General features: G+C 70.7%; 16 protein-coding genes. 6 read left to right on the forward strand and 10 right to left on the reverse strand.

Going from position 1 to position 20,251, the window contains the following annotated elements:
* The 3 genes from Q9R26_RS09160 to aroA all read right to left on the reverse strand — a co-directional run bounded on the left by Q9R26_RS09160 (nt 1) and on the right by aroA (nt 5,378).
* Nucleotides 1-846, reverse strand: coding sequence for an SDR family oxidoreductase (locus Q9R26_RS09160; protein WP_311227093.1), 846 nt, complete (start codon nt 844-846; stop codon nt 1-3).
* A gap of 87 nt (nt 847-933) precedes the next feature.
* Nucleotides 934-2,112, reverse strand: a complete 1,179-nt coding sequence (locus tag Q9R26_RS09165; protein ID WP_311227094.1) for an acyl-CoA dehydrogenase family protein — start codon at nt 2,110-2,112, stop codon at nt 934-936.
* Nucleotides 2,109-5,378: a 3-phosphoshikimate 1-carboxyvinyltransferase gene (gene aroA, locus Q9R26_RS09170; RefSeq protein WP_311227095.1), complete on the reverse strand. Its 3,270-nt coding sequence runs from the start codon at nt 5,376-5,378 to the stop codon at nt 2,109-2,111. Before aroA ends, Q9R26_RS09165 begins: the two co-directional genes overlap by 4 nt.
* Before the next feature lie 119 nt (nt 5,379-5,497).
* Here aroA and Q9R26_RS09175 point away from each other — a divergent pair, with 119 nt between their 5' ends.
* Entirely contained in the window at nt 5,498-6,637 is a 1,140-nt protein-coding gene (locus tag Q9R26_RS09175; protein ID WP_311227129.1) for a glutamate--cysteine ligase, read from the forward strand.
* A 72-nt stretch (nt 6,638-6,709) separates the two neighbouring features.
* Here Q9R26_RS09175 and ffh read toward each other — a convergent pair whose 3' ends face one another.
* Nucleotides 6,710-8,260 (reverse strand): signal recognition particle protein, encoded by a 1,551-nt coding sequence (ffh, locus tag Q9R26_RS09180; RefSeq protein WP_182065600.1) that lies wholly within the window; start codon nt 8,258-8,260, stop codon nt 6,710-6,712.
* Between the two features lie 70 nt (nt 8,261-8,330).
* Between ffh and Q9R26_RS09185 the strand changes: the two genes are divergently transcribed.
* The gene (locus Q9R26_RS09185; protein ID WP_311227096.1) at nt 8,331-9,125 is read left to right on the forward strand and encodes a nucleotidyltransferase domain-containing protein; all 795 of its coding nucleotides are present in this window, start codon (nt 8,331-8,333) and stop codon (nt 9,123-9,125) included.
* A 38-nt stretch (nt 9,126-9,163) separates the two neighbouring features.
* Here the strand turns inward: Q9R26_RS09185 and Q9R26_RS09190 are convergent, their stop codons facing one another.
* From Q9R26_RS09190 to Q9R26_RS09200, 3 genes are all read right to left on the reverse strand, one after another.
* Entirely contained in the window at nt 9,164-9,841 is a 678-nt protein-coding gene (locus tag Q9R26_RS09190) for a hypothetical protein (protein ID WP_182065598.1), read from the reverse strand.
* 93 nt (nt 9,842-9,934) lie between these two features.
* Nucleotides 9,935-10,813 carry a hypothetical protein gene (locus tag Q9R26_RS09195; RefSeq protein ID WP_262138430.1) on the reverse strand — a complete coding sequence of 293 codons (879 nt, stop codon included), beginning with the start codon at nt 10,811-10,813 and terminating at the stop codon, nt 9,935-9,937.
* 80 nt (nt 10,814-10,893) lie between these two features.
* Nucleotides 10,894-11,247 carry a PadR family transcriptional regulator gene (locus Q9R26_RS09200; protein ID WP_262138431.1) on the reverse strand — a complete coding sequence of 118 codons (354 nt, stop codon included), beginning with the start codon at nt 11,245-11,247 and terminating at the stop codon, nt 10,894-10,896.
* Between the two features lie 94 nt (nt 11,248-11,341).
* Between Q9R26_RS09200 and lipB the strand changes: the two genes are divergently transcribed.
* Nucleotides 11,342-12,007, forward strand: coding sequence for a lipoyl(octanoyl) transferase LipB (lipB, locus tag Q9R26_RS09205; protein WP_311227097.1), 666 nt, complete (start codon nt 11,342-11,344; stop codon nt 12,005-12,007).
* Nucleotides 12,004-12,987, forward strand: a complete 984-nt coding sequence (gene lipA / locus Q9R26_RS09210) for a lipoyl synthase (RefSeq protein ID WP_311227098.1) — start codon at nt 12,004-12,006, stop codon at nt 12,985-12,987. Before lipB ends, lipA begins: the two co-directional genes overlap by 4 nt.
* A 78-nt stretch (nt 12,988-13,065) precedes the next feature.
* On the opposite strand, the gene Q9R26_RS09215 is transcribed toward lipA, so the two are convergent.
* Nucleotides 13,066-14,091 (reverse strand): TerC family protein, encoded by a 1,026-nt coding sequence (locus Q9R26_RS09215; RefSeq protein WP_311227099.1) that lies wholly within the window; start codon nt 14,089-14,091, stop codon nt 13,066-13,068.
* A gap of 217 nt (nt 14,092-14,308) precedes the next feature.
* On the opposite strand from Q9R26_RS09215, the gene ftsY reads away from it, so the two are divergent.
* A complete protein-coding gene (gene ftsY, locus Q9R26_RS09220) occupies nt 14,309-15,178 on the forward strand; it encodes a signal recognition particle-docking protein FtsY (RefSeq protein ID WP_182065592.1) in 870 nt (289 codons plus the stop codon).
* 83 nt (nt 15,179-15,261) lie between these two features.
* Nucleotides 15,262-15,420 carry a hypothetical protein gene (locus tag Q9R26_RS09225; protein WP_017888269.1) on the forward strand — a complete coding sequence of 53 codons (159 nt, stop codon included), beginning with the start codon at nt 15,262-15,264 and terminating at the stop codon, nt 15,418-15,420.
* A gap of 96 nt (nt 15,421-15,516) precedes the next feature.
* Here Q9R26_RS09225 and Q9R26_RS09230 read toward each other — a convergent pair whose 3' ends face one another.
* Together Q9R26_RS09230 and mutM are read right to left on the reverse strand one after the other, a co-directional pair.
* Complete coding sequence (locus Q9R26_RS09230; protein ID WP_311227100.1) at nt 15,517-19,245, reverse strand: AAA family ATPase; 3,729 nt, start codon at nt 19,243-19,245, stop codon at nt 15,517-15,519.
* Nucleotides 19,246-19,276: 31 nt separating this feature from the next.
* Nucleotides 19,277-20,248: a bifunctional DNA-formamidopyrimidine glycosylase/DNA-(apurinic or apyrimidinic site) lyase gene (gene mutM, locus Q9R26_RS09235; RefSeq protein ID WP_311227101.1), complete on the reverse strand. Its 972-nt coding sequence runs from the start codon at nt 20,246-20,248 to the stop codon at nt 19,277-19,279.
* Between the last annotated feature and the right edge of the window lie 3 nt (nt 20,249-20,251).

The raw sequence follows: 20,251 nt of genomic DNA on the forward strand, positions 1-20,251 counted from the left end.
CTATTCTGCGGTGTCCGCGGCCGGGGCGTCGGCCGGCAGCACCGCGTCGCGGAGGGGCGACGTCGTGTCCGACCAGTACGGCGGGGCGATGACCGTGAGTCCGCCGTCGACCGAGAGCACCTGCCCGGTGATGTACCCGGCCTTGTCCGACAGCAGGAAGTCGACGACGTCGGCCATGTCGTCGGCCGTCCCGGGGCGCTGCAGCGGGAGCTTCTCGAGCACCGTGTCCATCGGCGCCTGGCCGGGGACCTTCGTGTAGAAGTACTCGAGCGAGTCGGTGTCGATGAGGCCGCCGTTCACCGCGTTGACGGTGATCTGACGCGGACCGAACTCCACCGCCATGTACTTCATGTAGGCCTCGCTCATCGCCTTGGCGGCACCGAGTGCGGCGTAGGTCGGGAACGCCCGGAGTGATCCGTACGAGGTCACGACGACGATGCGGCCACCGCGGTCCATCAGCTCGGCAGCGCGTTGCGCCCCGAGCACGAACGAGCGGGCGTTCGTGGCGTAGCTGCGGTCGAGGTGGTGCAGCTTGAGGTCGGCGACGGGCTTGAACGCGCTGGCGGCGGCGTTCGCGACGAACATGTCGAGGCGCCCGTAGGTGTCGCGCACCAGGTCGAACAGGGCGTCGATCGACTCCGGCTGCTCGATGTCGACCTGCGCGGTGATGCCGTCGCCGCCCGCGGCCTTGACGTCAGCCAGCGACTCCTCGGCCAGGTCGGCGTTGCCCTTGTACGTCACCACGACGGTGACGCCGCGCCTGCCGAGCTTCTGTGCGAGCAGGCGGCCGATGCCGCGCGAAGCGCCCGTGATCAGTGCGATGGGTGCGTTGGTGGAGTCGGTCACTGGTGTCCTCTGCTGACGTGGTTGCGGACGGACTGGAGGCGCGGGGCGGGCCCGCCACGGGCCTCCGGTCCGGTGGTTGGTGACGGTCTAGAACCCGGCCTGGCCGGTGACGACGGCGCGGCCGACGATCAGCTTCTGGATCTCGTTGGTGCCCTCTTCGAAGCGCTGCGCGCGTGCGTCGCGGTAGACGCGCTCGATGGCGTTGCGCTTCCAGTAGCCCTGCCCGCCGTGCACCTGCAGGGCCTTGTCGGTGACGCGCGCGAGCATGTCGACGGCGACCATCTTCGAGGCGCTGGACAGCGTGCCGGCGTCGGGGCGGTCTGCTTCGTAGGCGCGGGCGGCCTCGAGCACCAGGGCGCGGGCGGCGGCGATGTCGGCGTAGTTCTCGGCCAGGTAGAACTGGATCGCCTGGCGGCTGGAGAGCCGCTTGCCGAACGTCTCGCGCTTGTTGGCGTACTCGACGGCGAGCTCGTTCGCCCGCTCGGCGAGCCCGACGGCGCTCATCGCGACGGACACCCGGCTCGGCAGCAGGAAGCCGCCGAGCGCGACCTCGAGGCCCTGGCCTTCCGCGCCGAGGCGGGCGCTGGCGGGGATCGGGGTGTCGGTGAACCGCAGGATCGCGTGGTCGGTGCCTCGGATGCCCATCGTGTCGGAGTCGTCGATCACCTCGGCACCCGGCAACCCGCTGTTCGGCATGAGGAACGCGACCGTGCCGTCCTGGCCGGAGGTGCCCTCCAGCCGAGCGGCGATGAGCCAGTGGTCGGCCTTGACGCCGAACGTGATGAGGTGCTTCTCGCCGTTCATCACGTAGGTGTCGCCCTCACGCCGGACCGTCGTGCGGATGTCCGCTCCGGTGCCCGCGGTGGCCTCGGTCAGGGTGAACGCGACGAGCGTGTCGCCGGCGACGCTCGGCTTGACGACCTGCTCGATCTGCTCCGGCGTCGCGTAGGGGGCCATCGCGCGCCAGGTGCCGTTGATGACGTGCACGAGCATGCGGATGGAGGCGTGCGAGCGGGAGATGACCTCCATGATCTCGAGGTACCGCGAGAAGGGGATCGCCCGTCCACCGAGCTCCGTCGGGGCTGCGAGGCTGAGCCACCCGTGCTCCTTGAGCTCCTGGAACAGCTCCGGGGCGACCCGGCCGGTGCGTTCGATCTCGTCCGCCCACTCCTCGCCGGGGCCTCGGACCCACTCGGTGACCTCGGTCTTGAGCTGCTGGAAGGCGGCTTCGTCGAAGCCGGTGCTCGTCTGCTCGACGATCGTCATCGTGTCTCGTTCTCCTTCGTCGCGACGAGCGCGGCCGCCTGCTCGCGCAGGACGTTCTTCTGGACCTTGCCGACCGCGTTGCGCGGCAGCTCGGTGGTGTACTCGAGTCGTTCCGGCCAGTAGTACTTGCTCACGCCGGCCGTGTCGAGGTACTGCTGCATCGCGGCGAAGTCGAGCGGCTCGTCCGCGCGGGCGTTCACGACCCAGGCGCACGCACGTTCACCGAGCCGTTCGTCCGGCATCGCCACGATCGCGACGTCCGTGACCAGCGGGTGCTGGTACAGCAGGTTCTCGATCTCGACGACGGGGATCTTCTCGCCGCCGCGGTTGATGACGTCCTTCACGCGTCCGGTGATCGACAGGAAGCCCTTCTCGTCGACCTTCGCCAGGTCGCCGGTGCGGTACCAGCCGTCCGCGGTGAACACGTCGTCGGTCAGGTCCGGACGGTCGAGGTAGCCGGCGAACATCGTGGGCGAGTGCAGCTCGAAGTTGCCCTCGGTCCCGGCGGGCAGCTCGATCCCCGCGTCGTCGACGATGCGGACGGCGATGCCCGGCAGTGCCCGGCCGTCGTGGCCGTACGCGTCGGCGGGGTCGTCGCCCGGGCTGGACAGGGCCCCGAGACACGTCTCGCTCGTCCCGAAGGCGCCGAGGATGGCGCTGCCGAGCACCGTGCTCGCCCGCTGGGCCAGTGCGCGGGGCACCGCGGCCCCCGTCGGCACGAAGATCCGGAGCGAATCGGGCCGCGGAGCGCCGGCCTCGACCAGGTCGACGAGGTCGGTCAGGAACGGCGTCGCGCACTGCACGAAGGACGCCCGGGCGACGCCGAACGCCTGCTCGAGTGCGACCCGGCCGTCCCACACCGGCTGGATGACCTGCGGCGCACCGAGCCGGAACGCCAGCAGCATGCCGTACAGGAACCCGGTCTGGTGGGCGAGCGGCGAGGGGATGTAGATGCGGTCGGCGCTGGTCAGACCGGACTGCGCCACGTGCATGGCGGTCGCGAGCCCGAGCGTCCGGTGCGGGTGCTGCACGCCCTTCGGCTCCCCCGTGGTGCCGGAGGTGAAGAGCAGCTGGCAGACGTCGTCCGGACCGGGAGCGTGCGACGCGATCTCGTCGACGTCGACGTGCACGGCGGCGAGGGCGTTCTCGAAGTAGCGCCAGTGCCAGTCGCTCGCCACCACCCGCTCCAGGGCATCGGCGGGCAGCGGCGGCTGGTTCGTCGGGGTGTCCCCCTGCCCGCGGGCCTCGGCGCGGAGCACGATGACGTGCTCGAGCGACAGGCGGCGGTCCTGCGCGGCGGCCTCGTCGATGACGTCGAGGAGTTCGAGCGCGGGACGGCGCTTCCGGAACACGTTCGGCAGGAAGACCACGCGGGCCTTCGAACGCGCGAGCGTCATGGTGGTCTCGCGTGGACCGAACACCGGCATGATCGGGGTCGCGACGGCGCCGATCTGGATCGTACCGAGGGTGATCGAGACGAACTCGCGCCAGTTCGGCAGCTGCATCGCGACGGATTCGCCGGTGCGCACGCCGAGTTCGAGCAGCAGGGCGGAGACCCGGTCGGCCTCGTCCTGCAGCTCCTTCCACGTGGTGTTCACGGGCGTCGCACCGCCGACCTCGATCACCGCGAGGCCGTCGGGGTCGGTCTGCGACAGGGCACGGACCCGCTCGCTCAGGACGAGGGGGTCGGCGTCGACGCCGGCGAGCTCGGGCACAGCGACGGGGGGCTGCGGGGCGGGGGATTGCGGAGCGGCGGGCTGCGGGACGGCGGGCTGCGCGACCGGCTGGTCGGTGGGCTCGGGCACCGCCGACGTGTCGAGGTCACCGGCAGCCGCGCTGACCAGGGGCGTGCCCAGGTGCGTGCGGACCCCGTCGGCCTCGGCGGCGTCGATCCGGTCGTCCCGCGCCACCTGCGCTGCGAGCCGGTCACCGACGGACATGTCGAGCCCGACGGAGTTCATCGCCTCGAGGAACGTCGGGTAGGAGATCCGGTAGGCACGCGGGTAGGTCAGGCCGGACACCCCGTCGGCACCCGACGCAGCGACCGCGAGGGACATCAGCACGCGGTGGTCGTTGAACGAGGACATCGGCGCACCGTGCAACCCGGCTGCACCGACGCCGGTGACCCGCAGCTCGTCCGCACCCTGCTCGGCACGGCCGCCCATCCGGTTGAGCTGGAGCATCGCCGCGACGCGGTCGGACTCCTTCAGCCGGATGTGCGCCACGTTCCAGAGCCGGCTGGTGCCCTCGGCGAAGGTGGCCATCGTCGACAGCACGGGCAGCAGGTCCGGGATCGGACGGCAGTCGACGTCGAGCGGCCGGAGCGGTGACCCGTCGTGCTCGATCCGGACGAAGCCGGTCTCCTCGTCGATCCGCATCGGCACGCCCATCGCGGTGGCGAGGTCGAGGAACTCGCTCTCCGGGTGGTCCGTCTCGGCCGTCGTCGTGGCCGTCATGCCGCGCAGCAGCACGTTCGACTCGCGGGTGCCGGCCGCCGCGATGCCGAACGCAGCGGAGCCGATGTCGGGCGGGATGACGTAGTCGTGCGGGGTGGCCTGTTGGCCCGCCGGGATCCGGTACTCGAGCCAGTCGTCGGAGACCTCCACCGTCAGGCCGAACTGCCGCATCATCCGCACGGTGAGCTCGACGTAGGGCTGCTCGTTGAGCCGTCCGCCGGTGATGTGGATCCGGGTCTCGTGCTCGGCGAACGGTGCCACCAGCAGCAGCCCGGACACCCACTGCGACAGCGTGCCGGCGATCGTCACGTCACCGCCGCGCGGGCGCCTCGGCTGCACGGTGACGGGCGGGCAGTCGTTCGTCGCCTCGAGCTCCACACCCATCTGCGTCAGCGAGGTGAGCAGCGCCTTGATCGGTCGGCGCTGGAAGTACTTCATGCCGGACAGGGTCATCGGGCGGTCGGCCAGCGAGGCGAGCCCGGTCATGAAGTAGAGCGTGGTGCCCGAGGACCCCATGTTGAGCAGGCCGTCGGCACCCCGCGAGCCGTGGTCCACCACGTCGGTCGCCTCGTACCGGCCGCCCAGTCCGGTCACGTGGTACGCGTTCCCACGACGCTTGACGTCCACCCCGAGCGCGCGGAGCGTGCCCACGGTCCACTCCACCTGTCGCGTCGCGCTCACCCCGGAGACGACACTCGTCCCCTTCGCGAGCGACGCGAGCACCAGCGCACGGTGCGCGTGGTACTTCGAGACCGGGATGTCGAGTTCTCCGACGAGCGGGGCGTTCGTCCCGCGGACCACCAACTGCATGCGTACCTCTTCCCTGTAGGAACATTTCAACGGTACGCCCGGTGTGGAACTAATTGCGGAAGGATCCGCACGATCGGGACAGTGCTTCGTTGTGCGTGTCCGACAAGGACCCGGGCAGGATGGACGGCATGGACATCCGCTTCACCGAGTCCCGCCCGTCGACCATCGGCGTCGAGTGGGAACTCCCCCTGGTCGACCGGGCGACCGGCGACCTCGCTCCCCGCGCCCCCGCCGTCATCGCCGCCGTGCACGAGCGGCTCGGTGACCACGACCGCGTCACCGAGGAACTCCTGACGAACACGGTCGAGGTCGTCTCGAGCGTCCACGACCGCGTGGGGGCTGCGACGAGCGAGCTGTCCGGCATCATCGGCGAGGTCATCGACGCCGCCGAGCCGCTCGACGCCCAGGTGATGTGCTCCGGCACGCACCCGTTCGCGGTGTGGGACCAGCAGGAGATCACCCCGGACAGCGAGCACTACACGACCCTCATCGACCGCACCCGCTGGTGGGGACGCCAGATGCTCATCTGGGGCGTGCACGTGCACGTCGGCATCGACGACCGCGACAAGGCCGTGCCGATCATGAACGCGATGCTCGCCTACGTCCCGCACCTGCAGGCGTTCACCGCGTCGAGCCCGTTCTGGGGCGGCACCGACACCGGGTACGCCTCGAACCGCGCACTCATGTTCCAGCAGCTCCCGACCGGCGGGCTCCCGCCGCAGCTCGGCGCCTGGGCGAACTTCGAAGAGGTCGTCGGCGACCTCACGCACACCGGCGTCATCGACGGGGTGAAGGACCTGCGGTGGGACATCCGACCGTCGCCGGGCTGGGGCACCCTGGAGAACCGGGTGTCCGACGGCATCTCGACCCTGCACGAGGTCGGCGCCGTCACCGCGCTCGTGCAGTGCCTGGTGACCGCCTGCTCGGACCGGCTCGACGCCGGTGAGACCCTGCCCACGATGCAGCCCTGGTTCATCCGCGAGAACAAGTGGCGCGCGGCCCGCTACGGCATGGAGGCCGAGATCATCACGAACGTCGCCGGCGACGAGCGGCTCGTGACCGACGAGGTGCACGACCTGGTGCAGCGGCTCGACCCGATCGCCGAGCGGCTCGGCTGCCAGGACGAACTGCACCACCTCGACACCATGATCGAGCGCGGCGCCTCGTACCAGCGGCAGCTGCAGGTCGCGCGGGAGAACGGTGGCGACCTGCGCGAGGTCGTCCGCCACCTGGTCAGCGAGTTCCGCGACGCGCTCTAGCCGCGACCAGACGACGGACGGGAGGCCCGGTGCCAGCTGGCACCGGGCCTCCCGTCCGTCAGGTGGTCGCGACTAGCGACCCAGGAACTTCTGCAGGCTCGCGAGCTCTTCCTCGGTCGGTGCCTTGCCGCCCTTGGCGCCTCCGAGGCCGAGTCCGGATCCCTGCGGGGCCTGCTGCGGCGCAGCCGCCGCGCCGGCAGCCAAGGCCGCGCGCTTGGCGGGGTTGCCCACCTTCGACTTCTTCTTGCCGCCCTGCTGCTGCTTCTTGCCGCCGTGCATGCCCGGGATCGGACCCATGCCCGGCATCTGCGGCACGCCACCGCGAGCGACGGTCTTCATCATCTTGGCGGCCTGCTCGAAGCGGTTGACCAACGCGTTGACCTCGGTGACGGTCGATCCGGCACCGCGCGCGATGCGCAGACGACGCGAACCGTTCAGGAGCTTCGGGAGCTCGCGCTCCTGGGGCGTCATCGACTGGATGATCGCCTCGGTGCGGACGATCTCGCGCTCGTCGAAGTTGTCGAGCGCCTCGCGCATGCCCTTGGCTCCCGGGAGCATGCCGAGCATGCCCTTGATGGAGCCGGCCTTGCGGAGCTGCTGCATCTGCTGCAGGAAGTCGTTCAGGGTGAAGTTGTCGGTCGCGATCTTGTCGGCGACCTTGCGGGCCTCTTCCTCGTCGAAGGCGCCCTGCGCCTGCTCGATGAGGGACAGGATGTCGCCGAGGTCGAGGATGCGGCTCGCCATGCGGTCCGGGTGGAACGGCTCGAAGTCGTCGAGCGACTCACCCGTCGACGCGAACATGATCGGGCGGCCGGTCACACTGGCCACCGACAGGGCGGCACCACCACGGGCGTCACCGTCGAGCTTCGAGAGCACGACACCGGTGAAGTCGACGCCTTCCTGGAAGGCGCGGGCCGTGTTGACGGCGTCCTGACCGATCATCGCGTCGATGACGAACAGGACCTCGTCCGGGTCGACGGCCTTGCGGATGTTCGCGGCCTGCTTCATCAGCTCGGCGTCGACACCGAGCCGACCGGCGGTGTCGACGATGACGGTGTCGTACTGCTGGTCGATCGCGGCCTTGACGGCGTTCTTGGCGACCTTGACCGGGTCGCCGACACCGTTGCCGGGCTCGGGCGCGAAGACGTGCACGCCGGCCTGCTCGCCGACGACCTGCAGCTGCTGCACGGCGTTCGGACGCTGCAGGTCCGCCGCGACCAGCATCGGGGTGTGGCCGTCCTTCTTGAGCCACTTGCCGAGCTTGCCCGCGAGAGTGGTCTTACCGGCACCCTGCAGACCCGCGAGCATGATGACCGTCGGCGGCTTCTTCGCGAACTCGAGCCGTCGCTGCTGCCCGCCCAGGATGCCGACGAGTTCCTCGTTGACGATCTGGACGACCTGCTGCGCCGGGTTGAGCGCGCGGTTGACCTCGTCGGAGAGGGCACGCTCGCGCACCGATGCGGTGAACGCCTTGACGACCTCGAGCGCGACGTCGGCGTCGAGGAGCGCCCGCCGGATCTCGCGGACGGTGCCGTCGACGTCGGACGGAGTCAGCCGACCCTTGCTCCGCAGATTGCGGAAGGTCTCGGTCAGCCGATCGGAGAGTGAACCGAATTGCGCCATGATCCGTCGATTCTACCGGTAGACGAGCAGATCACCTGATCCGGCGTCCAGCGCTCGGTATCGTCGAGGCATGCGCGCCGTCCCCGAGGAGCTCGACCCCGCGGTGGTCGCCGAGATCGACGGGCGCCTCGCGCGTCTGCAGACCGAGCTCGGCGTGACGATCCCCTGGGCGATCGAGAGCGGCAGCCGCGCCTGGGGCTTCCCGTCCCCCGACAGCGACTACGACTGCCGGTTCCTGTACGTGCGACGGCCGGACGACTACCTGTCGCTCTGGCCCAGCCGTGACGTCATCGAGACGCCGCTGGACAAGGTCTTCGACGTCAACGGGTGGGACCTCGCCAAGACGGTCCGCCTGGCCGTGAACGGGAACGCGACGGTCGGCGAGTGGCTGCGGTCACCGATCGTGTACTCGGGCGACGAGGGCTTCCGCGACCGCCTGCTGGCGTTCGTGGCGAGCGTCGCCGACCGGGGGCGCATCGGCCGGCACTACCTGCACGTCGCCGATCGGCAGTACGAGCGCGAGGTCACGCTGAAGCGCTTCTTCTACGTGCTCCGCACCGCGGCCTCGCTCCGCTGGCTGCGGGAGCACCGGGAGAGCGCCACGCCCCCGATGGACCTGCCGACGCTGCTCGCCGAGTCGACGGTCGACCGCGCGGTGGCCGACGCCACGACGGATCTCATCGCGGTGAAGGCGCGGACGCGCGAGGTCGGCACCGGCACCCCACCCGGTGTCCTCGTCCGCTTCGTCGACGCGGAACTCGACCTGGCACGGTCCTTCGACGACCTGCCGCCCGAGAACTCCTCTGCCGACGCGCACGACCGAGCGGACGCGTACTTCCTCGGCGAGCTCGACCGGCTGCGCTGACGAGGACCCACGGGGCGGTCGGCACAGAGCAGGAGGGCTCAGCGGACCACGACCCCCTCGGCGAGCTCGACCGGGGCCGTCAGCCCGACGTCGAGGACCACCGGTGCCGTCGACGGAAGTCGGTCGCCCGTCGGGAACCACCGCCGCTCCGGCGACACCAGGATGACGAGACCGTCGACGTCACCGACCGCGGCGAAGCCCTCGCCGGGCGGGTTGGCGTAGGGCTCGAGCCCGGCGTGGCGCAGGGTCTCGACGGCACCGAGGACGTCCGGGACGGGGATGCCGACCTCGCTGACCGAGACGAGCGGAACGGCGCCGGCGTGTGCCGGTGCGAGTGCGGCGCTCGCGGACCTGGTCGCGACGAGTTCGCGGCGCTCGATCAGCTCGAGCAGCTGCTGATCCGGACCCTCGAAGTACACCGATCGCGAGTTCCAGTTCGGCGGGCCGTCGAACTGGTCTCGGCCGGCGGCGTCGACCAGCACGATCGCGATCTCGGCGACCCACGCTGCAGCCGCGTCGAACGTGCCCGTCGGGATCGTGATCGCCAGGTGGAGCGCGCCGGTCATCCCCGGGAGCTCGCGGAACACGAGTTGTGTGGACCCGACGGCGACCTCGACCGCCCCGTCGACGAGCTCGACCGAGCAGCCGAGCCGTTCGTAGAAGCGAGCGGTGCCGTCGAGGGAACGGGTGGCGAGCTGAACCTGGCGGATATCCATGCGCCCATTGGAGCAGCTCAACCGATGTTGCGGTCAAGCACCGGGTTGATGAGCCAGGAACTGTCGTCCGCCCGCCATCAGGACTGCCACGCCTCAGTGCGAGACCGCACGGCGAGGCGTGCGACGCAGCGCGACGACCGTGAGCGAGACGAGCACGAGCGTTGCGGACCCGATGACCATGATCACCGCGTCCGTGCGTTCGTTCGCGAACCACCGGAGGGCGATCGCCCCCGCGGCGCCCCAAGGTATCCAGGCGATGGAGAGCGAGGCCGCCAACTCCTGGCGCCGCTGCACGAGCAGCACGACCACGAGGATCGCAAGCAGGGCGCCGGCGGCCGCGAGCATCCAGGCGGGGGCCACAACGGTCCACATCGCACTGTCGGTCACTGTGGTCAGACGGAACGGGCGCCCACTCGACGGGAACAGGACCGCGTAGGAGGCCAGGCCACCCCCGACGACCGCGAGTCCCCAGAGGAACGCGCCGCGGTGACGCGGATCGCCGCAGTTCGCGAGCAGGATCAGCAGCAGGGTCACACCGGTGGTCGTGGAGTGCGGGCCGTTCCAGGACTCGTCGGACCGCCCGAGCAGCCAGGCCGCTGCGGCACCGAGCACTGCGAGGACGGCCAAGAGGTATACGCCCCACCGCGACCGCACGGCCGCGGCGAGCGCCATCAGGGCGAGCGGGACGACGACGAGGATCCCGGCGTTCCAGAACGGCCCGAACGTGCGCAAGTCACCGGGGGTCTGCAGTGGGCGCGCGTCCCAGGGTCCCCACACCACGAAGACGCCGTATACGAGGGCGAACCCGAGGGCCGACCCAGCCCCGATCGACGCGGCGATCCCCCGGACCGCGGAGGGCACGACGGAGTCCGCCCAGGCGCGGAGGCCGTGCAGGCGGAGACCGACCACCTCGCCCCTCGCCGGTCGGGTGCGTCCGTGGGCGTCCGCGACGTCGAGCAGTGTCCCGAGCATCGCGACACCGTGCTCTCGTCGCCACCTCGGCGGGTACCACCGGATCGCAGCGCGGTACTCCTCCTCCAGCCTCGTGGTCGTCACGACGCTCCCCCCATCTGGATCGTCCCCGGTCGCCACGTCGACAGTCGCGCTCGCGCCACGGTGGCGTTCGCCTCCAGGCGCCGCACCTCAGCGGCGAGCGCCCGAGCGCCGTCCTCGGTCAGCTCGAAGTAGCGGCGCAGGCGCCCGTCCACGACCTCCTCGCCCGCCGTGCGGACGAGCTCCTGGTCGAGCAAGCGGTCGAGCACCGCGTACAGCGTGCCGACCTTCAGCTGCACCCGCCCGCCCGACAGCTCGGATGCCTCGCCGATCAACGCGTACCCGTGCTTCCGTCCGCCGACGAGCGCGGTCAGGACGAGCATCGTCGGCTCGCGCATCTCCGTGGTACTCATGCGGAAAGGATACTCATACAATCAGGGTATGCAAGCGGCGACCGCGAAAACGGGTTGATGTACGGAGTCCAGAAACTGTCGTACGCTGGCGCCCATGCCGGAACTCGAGATCGTCCGGGTGCCCGGGCTGCTCGACTACAACGAGGGCCTCGCACTGCAGAAGCGCCTGAAGGCTGACGTCGTCGCCGCGCGCTCCCCTGGCGCGGTCGTTCTGTGCGAGCACCCGTCCGTGTACACCGCAGGTCGTCGGACGCGGCCGAGCGACCTGCCGACGGACGGCTCCCCCGTGGTCCAGGTCGACCGCGGCGGGCGCATCACGTGGCACGGCCCCGGACAGCTCGTCGCCTACCCCATCCTGCGGCTCGCCGAGCCCCTCGACGTCGTCGCCTGGGTGCGTGACCTCGAGCAGGTCATCATCGACGCCGCCGCCGCGGTCGGCATCACGGCGGAGCGCATCGACGGTCGCAGCGGCGCGTGGGTGCCGACCTCGCCGCCGGCGAAGGTCGGCGCGATCGGGCTGCACGTCGCCGAGGGCGTCACGAGCCACGGGATCGCGATCAACTGCGAGAACGACCTCGAGGCCTACGCGACGATCGTGCCATGTGGGATCGCGGACGCGGGCGTCACCACGCTCTCGCGGGCCGCAGGACACCGGGTCGCCGCCGACGAGGTCGCCGACCGCGTCGCTGCCCGGGTGCAGGCGGCGTTCGACGGCATGCACACCGGCAACCGGATCGCACGACAGGAGACCCTCGTATGACCCTCGCCCCCGAAGGCCGCCGCATGCTCCGGGTCGAGGCCCGGAACGCCGAGACCCCGATCGAGACGAAGCCCGCGTGGATCAAGACCCGTGCCACGCAGGGCCCCGAGTTCCGCGAGCTGTCGAGCCTGGTGCGCGAGAAGCAGCTGCACACCGTCTGCCAGGAGGCCGGCTGCCCGAACATCTTCGAGTGCTGGGAGGACCGCGAGGCCACCTTCCTCATCGGCGGCTCGCAGTGCACCCGTCGCTGCGACTTCTGCCAGATCGACACCGGCAAGCCCGAGCCGCTCGACCGCGACGAGCCCCGCCGCGTCGCCGACTCGGTCGTGTCGATGGGCCTGAAGTACGCGACGGTGACCGGCGTCGCCCGCGACGACCTGCCAGACGGCGGCTCCTGGCTCTACGCCGAGACCATCCGCGCGATCCACGAGCACTCCCCCGGCACCGGCGTCGAGATCCTGGTGCCGGACTTCAACGGGCGACCGGACCAGCTCGGCCCGGTGTTCGACGCCCGCCCCGAGGTCTTCGCCCACAACGTCGAGACCGTCCCGCGGATCTTCAAGCGGATCCGGCCGGCGTTCACGTTCGAACGGTCCCTCGACGTCATCACCCAGGGCCGCGACGCCGGACTCGCCACGAAGTCGAACCTGATCCTCGGCATGGGCGAGGATCGCACCGAGATCGAGGATGCCCTGCAGCGTCTGCACGACGCGGGCACGGACATCATCACGTTGACGCAGTACCTCCGACCGTCGCCCCGGCACCTGCCCGTCGCGCGGTGGGTCAAGCCGGAGGAGTTCGTCGAGCTCCGCCGGGTCGCCGAGCAGATGGGCTTCGCCGGGGTGCTCGCCGGACCGCTGGTCCGGTCGTCGTACCGGGCGGGCCGGCTGTGGGCGCGGGCGACGGTGGCCCGCGGCGGCTCGGTTCCCGAGCACCTGGCCCACCTGCTCGACGCGACCCCTGGTCGCCAGGCCGTCTGACGCTCCGGACGACGCCCGGACGGATGGGAGGCGCGGTGCCAGCTGGCACCGCGCCTCCTGTCCGTCAGGCGCTGACGACTACTTCGCGTCGGCCTCGACCGACTCCTTCGGCTCACCCGACGGGGTGAGCCCGCGCTCCTGGCGGCGCTTCGAGACCACGAGCGAGGCGATGGTCGCGACGGTGATCGTCAGCGCGATGAAGCCGAGCGAGAACCAGATCGGGATCTCCGGCGCCCACTCGATGTGCTCGCCACCGTTGATGAAGGGCAGCTCGTTGACGTGCATGGCGTGGAAGACGAGCTTCACACCGATGAACGCCAGGATGACGGCCAGGCCCTGGCCCAGGTAGATGAGCCGCTCGAGCAGCCCGGCGATCAGGAAGTACAGCTGCCGGAGCCCGAGCAACGAGAACGCGTTCGCGGTGAACACGATGAAGGCGTCCTGCGTCAGCCCGAAGATCGCGGGGATCGAGTCGAGGGCGAAGAGCACGTCGGTCAGGCCGATGGCGACCATGACGAGCAGCATCGGGGTGAACAGGCGCTTGCCGTCGACACGGGTGGTCAGGCGGTCACCGTCGTAGTGGTCCGACGTCGGGATGAAGCGCTTGAGGATCCGGATGAGTCGCGAATCGCCCTCGCCGCCGTGGTCGTTGCCGCTGCGGGCCTGCGACCAGGCGAGCCAGAACAGCAGCGCGCCGAACAGGTAGAAGACCCACGAGAAGTTCTCGATGATCGTGACGCCGAGGGCGATGAAGACGCCGCGGGCGACGAGCGCGATCGCGACGCCGACCAGCAGGACCTTCTGCTGGAACTCCTTCGGCACGGCGAAGCTCGACATGATGATGAGGAAGACGAAGAGGTTGTCGACCGACAACGCCTTCTCGGTCAGCCAGCCGGCGAAGTACTCACCACCGGCCTGCCCGCCGCCGAACACCAGGATCCCGATGCCGAACAGGATCGCCAGCCCGATGTAGAAGGCCGACCAGAACGCGGATTCGCGGATGTGTGGCACGTGCGGCGTGCGGACGTGCGAGTAGAAGTCGAACACCAGCAGTGCGACGATGCCGGCGATCGTGATGAGCCAGACGAAGAGTGGGACGTCCACGGTTTCCTTCAGGTAGGGCGCGCCGCTGCTGTGCGGGTACGCCGAGGCCTGAAGGTCTCTTCCGTCGCACGGCACCGGAACCGGTGTCGCACGACCGGCGCCCCGGGGCCGGATCGTTCCGGACCGTACTGACGGGGTCACCGAGAGGGAATACTCCCCTTCGTGATCCCGAGCATACCGGGCACAGCGGACATGTGCCGCGCTCTAAGCTGGGAGCATGGCGAGTTCTTGGTCACTGTCCACACGGCTGCGCGGCCTCTTCCAGCGCAAGACGATCGACGAGACCACGTGGGAGGACCTCGAGACCGCCCTCATCGGCGCCGATTTCGGTCCGGACATCTCCGAGGAGATCATCGACGACCTGCACGCCCGCGTCGACCGGTACGGCACGACCGACCCCGCCGACCTGCAGCGCATGCTCCGCGAGGTCCTCGAGGAACGGCTCTCCAAGCTCGACACCACCCTGAAGCTCAGCGCGCGGCCTGCCGTGGTGCTCGTCGTCGGGGTGAACGGCGTCGGCAAGACCACGACGATCGGCAAGTTCGCCAAGTTCCTGAAGACCTACGACCGCACGGTGCTCGTCGGGGCGGCGGACACGTTCCGCGCCGCGGCGGTCGAGCAGGTCGCCACGTGGGCCCAGCGCGCCGGGGTCGACGTCGTCCGTCCGTCGCAGCCCGGGCAGGACCCGGCGTCGGTGGCGTACCAGACCGTCGAGAAGGCGATCCGCGACCAGACCGAGATCGTCGTCATCGACACCGCCGGGCGTCTGCACACCAAGGCCGGCCTGATGGACGAGCTCACCAAGATCAAGCGCGTGGTCGAGAAGCAGACCGAGATCAGCGAGGTCCTGCTCGTCCTCGACGCGACGACGGGCCAGAACGGCCTCGCACAGGCCCAGGCGTTCATCGAGGGTGCCGGCGTGACCGGCCTCGTCATCACCAAGCTCGACGGCTCGGCCAAGGCCGGGTTCGTGCTGAGCGTGCAGGAGAAGACCGGCATCCCGATCAAGCTCATCGGACAGGGCGAGGGCATCAACGACCTCACGGGCTTCACGCCGCACGTGTTCGTGCAGAACCTCGTCGGCTGAGCGAACGCGTCGGCACGCCGAGGAGTAGCGTCCCTGACGGTCCGGGCATCTGCTCGGTCTCGTTCCAGGGATAGGAGACCCTCATGCCCGCACTGCTGATCATCGCGATCATCGTCGGCCTCGTCCTGCTCTTCAGCGGCATCTTCGTCGGTGCGCTGAAGCTCCTGCTCTGGGTGGGCATCGTGCTCATCCTGCTCGGGATCATCGGCTGGCTGCTCCGGACGATCCGCGGTCGCGCGTAGCGACCCGGCGTCCTGTCCGGACGCACCTGACGCAACGGGAGGCGCGGTGCCAGCTGGCACCGCGCCTCCCGTCTGTCGTGGTCGCGACCAGGGCGCCTACGCGACCGCGTCCGCCGGCTCGCGCTTCTGCACCCGCTGCCCGACGACCGCGGAGACGCCGTCCTGCCGCATCGACACCCCGTACAGGGCGTCAGCGATCTCCATCGTCCGCTTCTGGTGCGTGATGACGATGAGCTGGGACGACTCGCGGAGCCGCTCGAACACGGTCAGCAGGCGGCCGAGGTTGGCGTCGTCGAGCGCCGCCTCGACCTCGTCCATGATGTAGAACGGCGACGGCCGAGCGGTGAAGATCGCGACGAGGAGCGCCACCGCCGCCAGGGACCGCTCGCCGCCGGACAGCAGGGTCAGGCGGTCGATCTTCTTGCCGGCTGGCTTCACCTGCACGTCGATCCCGGTGCCGAGCAGGTCGGTCGGGTCGGTCAGGTTGATGGACCCCGAGCCGCCCGGGAACAGGATCGGGAAGATGACGTCGAACGCTTCCTTCGTGTCGTTGAACGCGGACTCGAAGATCGTCTGCATCTTCGTGTCGAGCTCGTCGATGATCGTCAGCAGGTCCGTCCGGGTCTTCTGCAGGTCCTCGAGCTGCTCGGCGAGGAACGCGTGCCGCTGCTCGAGCGCCTGGAACTCCTCGAGCGCGAGCGGGTTCACCTTGCCGAGCTGTCCGAGGTCGCGCTCCGCGGTCTTGAGCCGGCGCTCCTGTTCGGCACGGACGTAGGGCACGGTCTCGACGTCGGCGGGGTCGATCTCGTCGGTCGTGTCGAACTCGGGCAGGGCCGGGCCGCCGGGCAGGGTGGACTCCGCGTCGACGAGGGCCACGTCGTCGGTGTCGGGACCTGCTTCTGCCGCAGCTTCCTCCGGCTCGGTCACGCCCGCGGCGTCGGCCGCGGCGGCCGCCGCGGCACGCTCCGCCTCACGGTGCTTCCGCGCACGCACCCGCGGGTCCACGAGCACGTCGACCGGCACCGGCACGTGCGGCCCGTACTCGGCCACCAACACGGCCTCGGTCAGCCCGAGTTCGCTCTGCGCCCGGTCGAGGACGCCGGACACGTGCAGCTTCTTCTCGTAGATCTCCATCTCGAGCGAGTGCACGCCGTCGGTGATGGTCTGCAGGCGGTCCCGGAGCTCGCGCTCCTCGTTGCGGATCGTCTGCAGCTCGGTGTTGCGCTTCGACCGCTCGGCTTCCTCCGTCGCCAGCTGCACCCGGGCCTCGGCCAGCGAACGGTCGACCGCACCGAGCACCCCGGGCAGGTCGTCGAGGACGGCTTCGGCGGTCCGGATCTGACCACGGCGGATGACGGCGAGCCGCGCGGCTTCCTCGGCCGCGGCGCGCTCGGCCTCGAGTTGGCGGTCCAGCTGGTCGGCGCGGTTCCGTTCGGCGCGCACGCGCTCGCGCACGGTCTCCACCTGGATCCGCTGCTCGACCTCGGCGGCACGTGCGGCCTCGAGCGCGTCCTGCAGCGCGGGGCGCTCGGAGGCGTCGACCACGGGACGCTCCTGGTCGGTGAAGGCACGGTACGCCGACTCGGCCTCGGCCAGCAGCGACTCGGCGGTCTCGACGGCGCCGTCCGTCTCGGCCAGCGCGGCACGCAGCCGCTCGACCTCGGCCGCGGCGTTCTCGGCCTTCGCCCGCGTCGACGCGCTCGTGCGGTCGTACTCGGCCTTCGCCCGCGTGTAAGCGCGGGATGCTGCGTCGGCCTCGTCCGCACGGCGGCGTGCGTCCTCGACGGCGCTGCGCGCGGCCTGGAGGCCCGTGGCAGCGTCCTCGGCGTCGGTCGCGATCGCGTCGCGTCGCGTCACGGCGTCGTCGCGCTCCGCGACGAGCTCGATGCGCGAGGTCACGCGCTCCCCGCCGCCGGTCACGCGGACCGCACGGACGAGGTCGCCGGGCCGCGTGACCACCGTGGCGTGCGGGGCGGCCGTGAGCACGGCCTCCAGGTCGAGGTCGTCGGTCTCCGCGACCAGCGTGTCCCGCAGGATCGACGCGAGCGCCGGCGGTCCCTGCACCAGGTCCGTGGCACGGCGGACGCCGGCCGGCAGGGTCTCGGGCAGGGCCGCGGGGACGGACGCGGCGTCGGCGACGACGACGTCGATCCGGCCGAGGTCGGCAGTGCGGGCGTGGTCGACGGCGTCGAGCGCCGCACCGCGGTCGTCGGCGAGGACGGCGTCGGCGAGTCCCTCGAGCGCGGTGGCGATCGCGGCCTCGAACCCGGGCGACACCGTCAGGCTGTCGGCCAGGCGACCGACGATGCCCGCGCGACCGGCGTCGATCAGCGCCTGCGAACCGTCGCGGACCTCGATCGACATGCCGAGCGCGGTGACCCGGGCGTCGAGGGCGTCCCGCTCGCGTTCGAGGGCGTGGAGCCGGTCGCGCTGCTCGTCGCGTGTGGTCTGGGTCCGTTCGAGCACGGCGCGCGCCTGCTCCAGGGTCTGCGCCAGCGCGGTCTCGTCGCCCCCCTCGGACGGATCGACACCGAGTTCGGCGAGGGCCGCCGCGGCACGCTCGGCACGCTCCCCGGCCTCGGCCAGAGCCCGCTCCCGCCGCTCGCGGTCGGCGACGGCGGAACCGCGCTTCGACCGGGCGACGTCGACGGCACTGGCGAGCCGCTGCGCCTCGAGGTCGTGCTGGGAGACCCGGGCAGCCTGGGCGGCGATGCGTTCGTCCAGGGCGTCGAGCGCCGCGCGGGCGTCCTGCACCGCGCGGGCGGTCGTCGCCGAGCCGCCCTGCATCTCGTCGGCACGGGCGGCGAGGCGGTCGGCCTCGGCACGGACCCCGGCGACCTGCTCCTGGGTGACGGTGGGTCCCTGCTGTGGTGCCTCGGCCTGCTGCGCGAGGAACATCAGGCGCTGGTTCGCCAGGCTTGACAGCCCGCGGAGGCGCTCCTGCACGCTCTCGAGCCGGTGCACGACGGTCCGGGCGCGGTCGACGTCGTCGCCGACCATGCTCTGCTCGACGTGCTGCTGGCGCACCCGGGTCTGGTCGAGCCGCTCGGTCAGGACGATGCGCTCGGACTTGCGGCCCGCCTCGACCTCCTGGTGGTCGTGCAACTCGCGGCGCAGGCGCACCACGTCGTCGGCGAGGATGCGGGCCTTGGCGTCGCGGAAGACCGCGGCCACCGACTGGGCCTTGCGTGCGACCTCGGCCTGCCGCCCGAGGGGCTTCAGCTGCCGCCGGATCTCACCGGCCAGGTCGGACAGGCGGGTCAGGTTCGTCTGCATCGCGTCGAGCTTGCGGAGGGTCTTCTCCTTGCGGCGACGGTGCTTCAGGATCCCGGCGGCCTCCTCGATGAAGCCGCGGCGGTCCTCGGGGGTGGCGTGCAGCACCTTGTCGAGCTGACCCTGCCCGACGATCACGTGCATCTCACGGCCGAGGCCCGTGTCGCTCAGCAGCTCCTGGACGTCGAGCAGCCGGCAGTTCTCGCCGTTGATGGCGTACTCGCTGCCACCGTTGCGGAACAGCGTGCGCGCGATCGTCACCTCGGAGTACTCGATCGGCAGCAGGCCGTCACTGTTGTCGATCGTCAGCAGCACCTGGGCGCGACCGAGCGGACCGCGGGTCGAGGTGCCTGCGAAGATGACGTCCTCCATCTTGCCGCCGCGCAGGGTCTTCGCACCCTGCTCCCCCATCACCCAGGCCAGGGCGTCCACCACGTTCGACTTGCCGGAGCCGTTCGGGCCGACGATGCACGTCACGCCCGGCTCGAACGCGAACGTCGTCGGCTGCGCGAAGGACTTGAACCCCTTGATGGTCAGGCTCTTCAAGTACATGCGGTCTCCGGATGCTCTGGTTGGCGTCAGGCTAACGCGTGCGGGCGCGGGGACGGGGTTGGCACACGGGGCAGATGTGGCTCGACCGGTTCATGAAGGCCTCGCGCACGATCGTCGTGCCGCAGCGTGGACACGGCTTCCCCTGCTGCCCGTAGACGTTCAGGCGCTGCGAGAAGTACCCCGACTGCCCGTTGACGTTGACGTACTGGGCGTCGAAGCTCGTGCCGCCGTCCTCGAGCGCCCGGCGCAGGATGGCGCGCACCTCGTCGAGCAGGCTTCGCAGGTCGGCACGGCTGAGGCGGTCTGCGGCGCGGTCGTAGTGCAGCTTCGCGGCCCAGAGCGACTCGTCGGCGTAGATGTTGCCGATGCCGCTCACGACGCCCTGGTCGAGCAGCACCCGCTTGATGCCGCTCGAACGCTTCCGCGCCATCGCGGCGAACCGGTCGTCGTCGAACGCGGGGTCGAGCGGGTCACGGGCGATGTGCGACACCTGCCCGGGCACCCAGCGGCGCCACACCGCATCGGGGTCGATCGCGTCGACCTGCCCGCCGAACCCGGCGGGAGCCCCGTCGATCGTCGGCACCATCGCGTCGATCGCCATCGAGCCGAACGTGCGCTGGTCGACGAACTCGAGTTCCACCGGGGGCTCCGCCGCACCCGAGCGGTCGGTGCCCGCAGGCTGCACGTCGATGAGGATCCGCCGGTGCTTGGCAGCCGGTCGACCACGACCGAGCAGGATCTGCCCGCTCATGCCGAGGTGGGCGACGAGGGCCTCGGGGCGGTCCCCGTCCCGCTCGGGACGCAGCGGCATCCAGAGGAACTTGCCCCGGCGGACGGCGGCGGCGATCGTGCGACCGGTCAGTCGGTCGGCGAAGTCCTCGGCGGGGCCGTCGTGCCGGGTGAGGGCACGGTCGTCGACCACGTCGACGTGCAGGACCCGCGCGCCGCTGACGGCGGGTTCGAGGCCGGCGCGGACGACCTCGACCTCGGGGAGTTCGGGCACGCG

Origin of the sequence: Curtobacterium sp. BRB10, from assembly GCF_031844325.1 — a bacterium.
Taxonomy (GTDB): domain Bacteria; phylum Actinomycetota; class Actinomycetes; order Actinomycetales; family Microbacteriaceae; genus Curtobacterium; species Curtobacterium poinsettiae_A.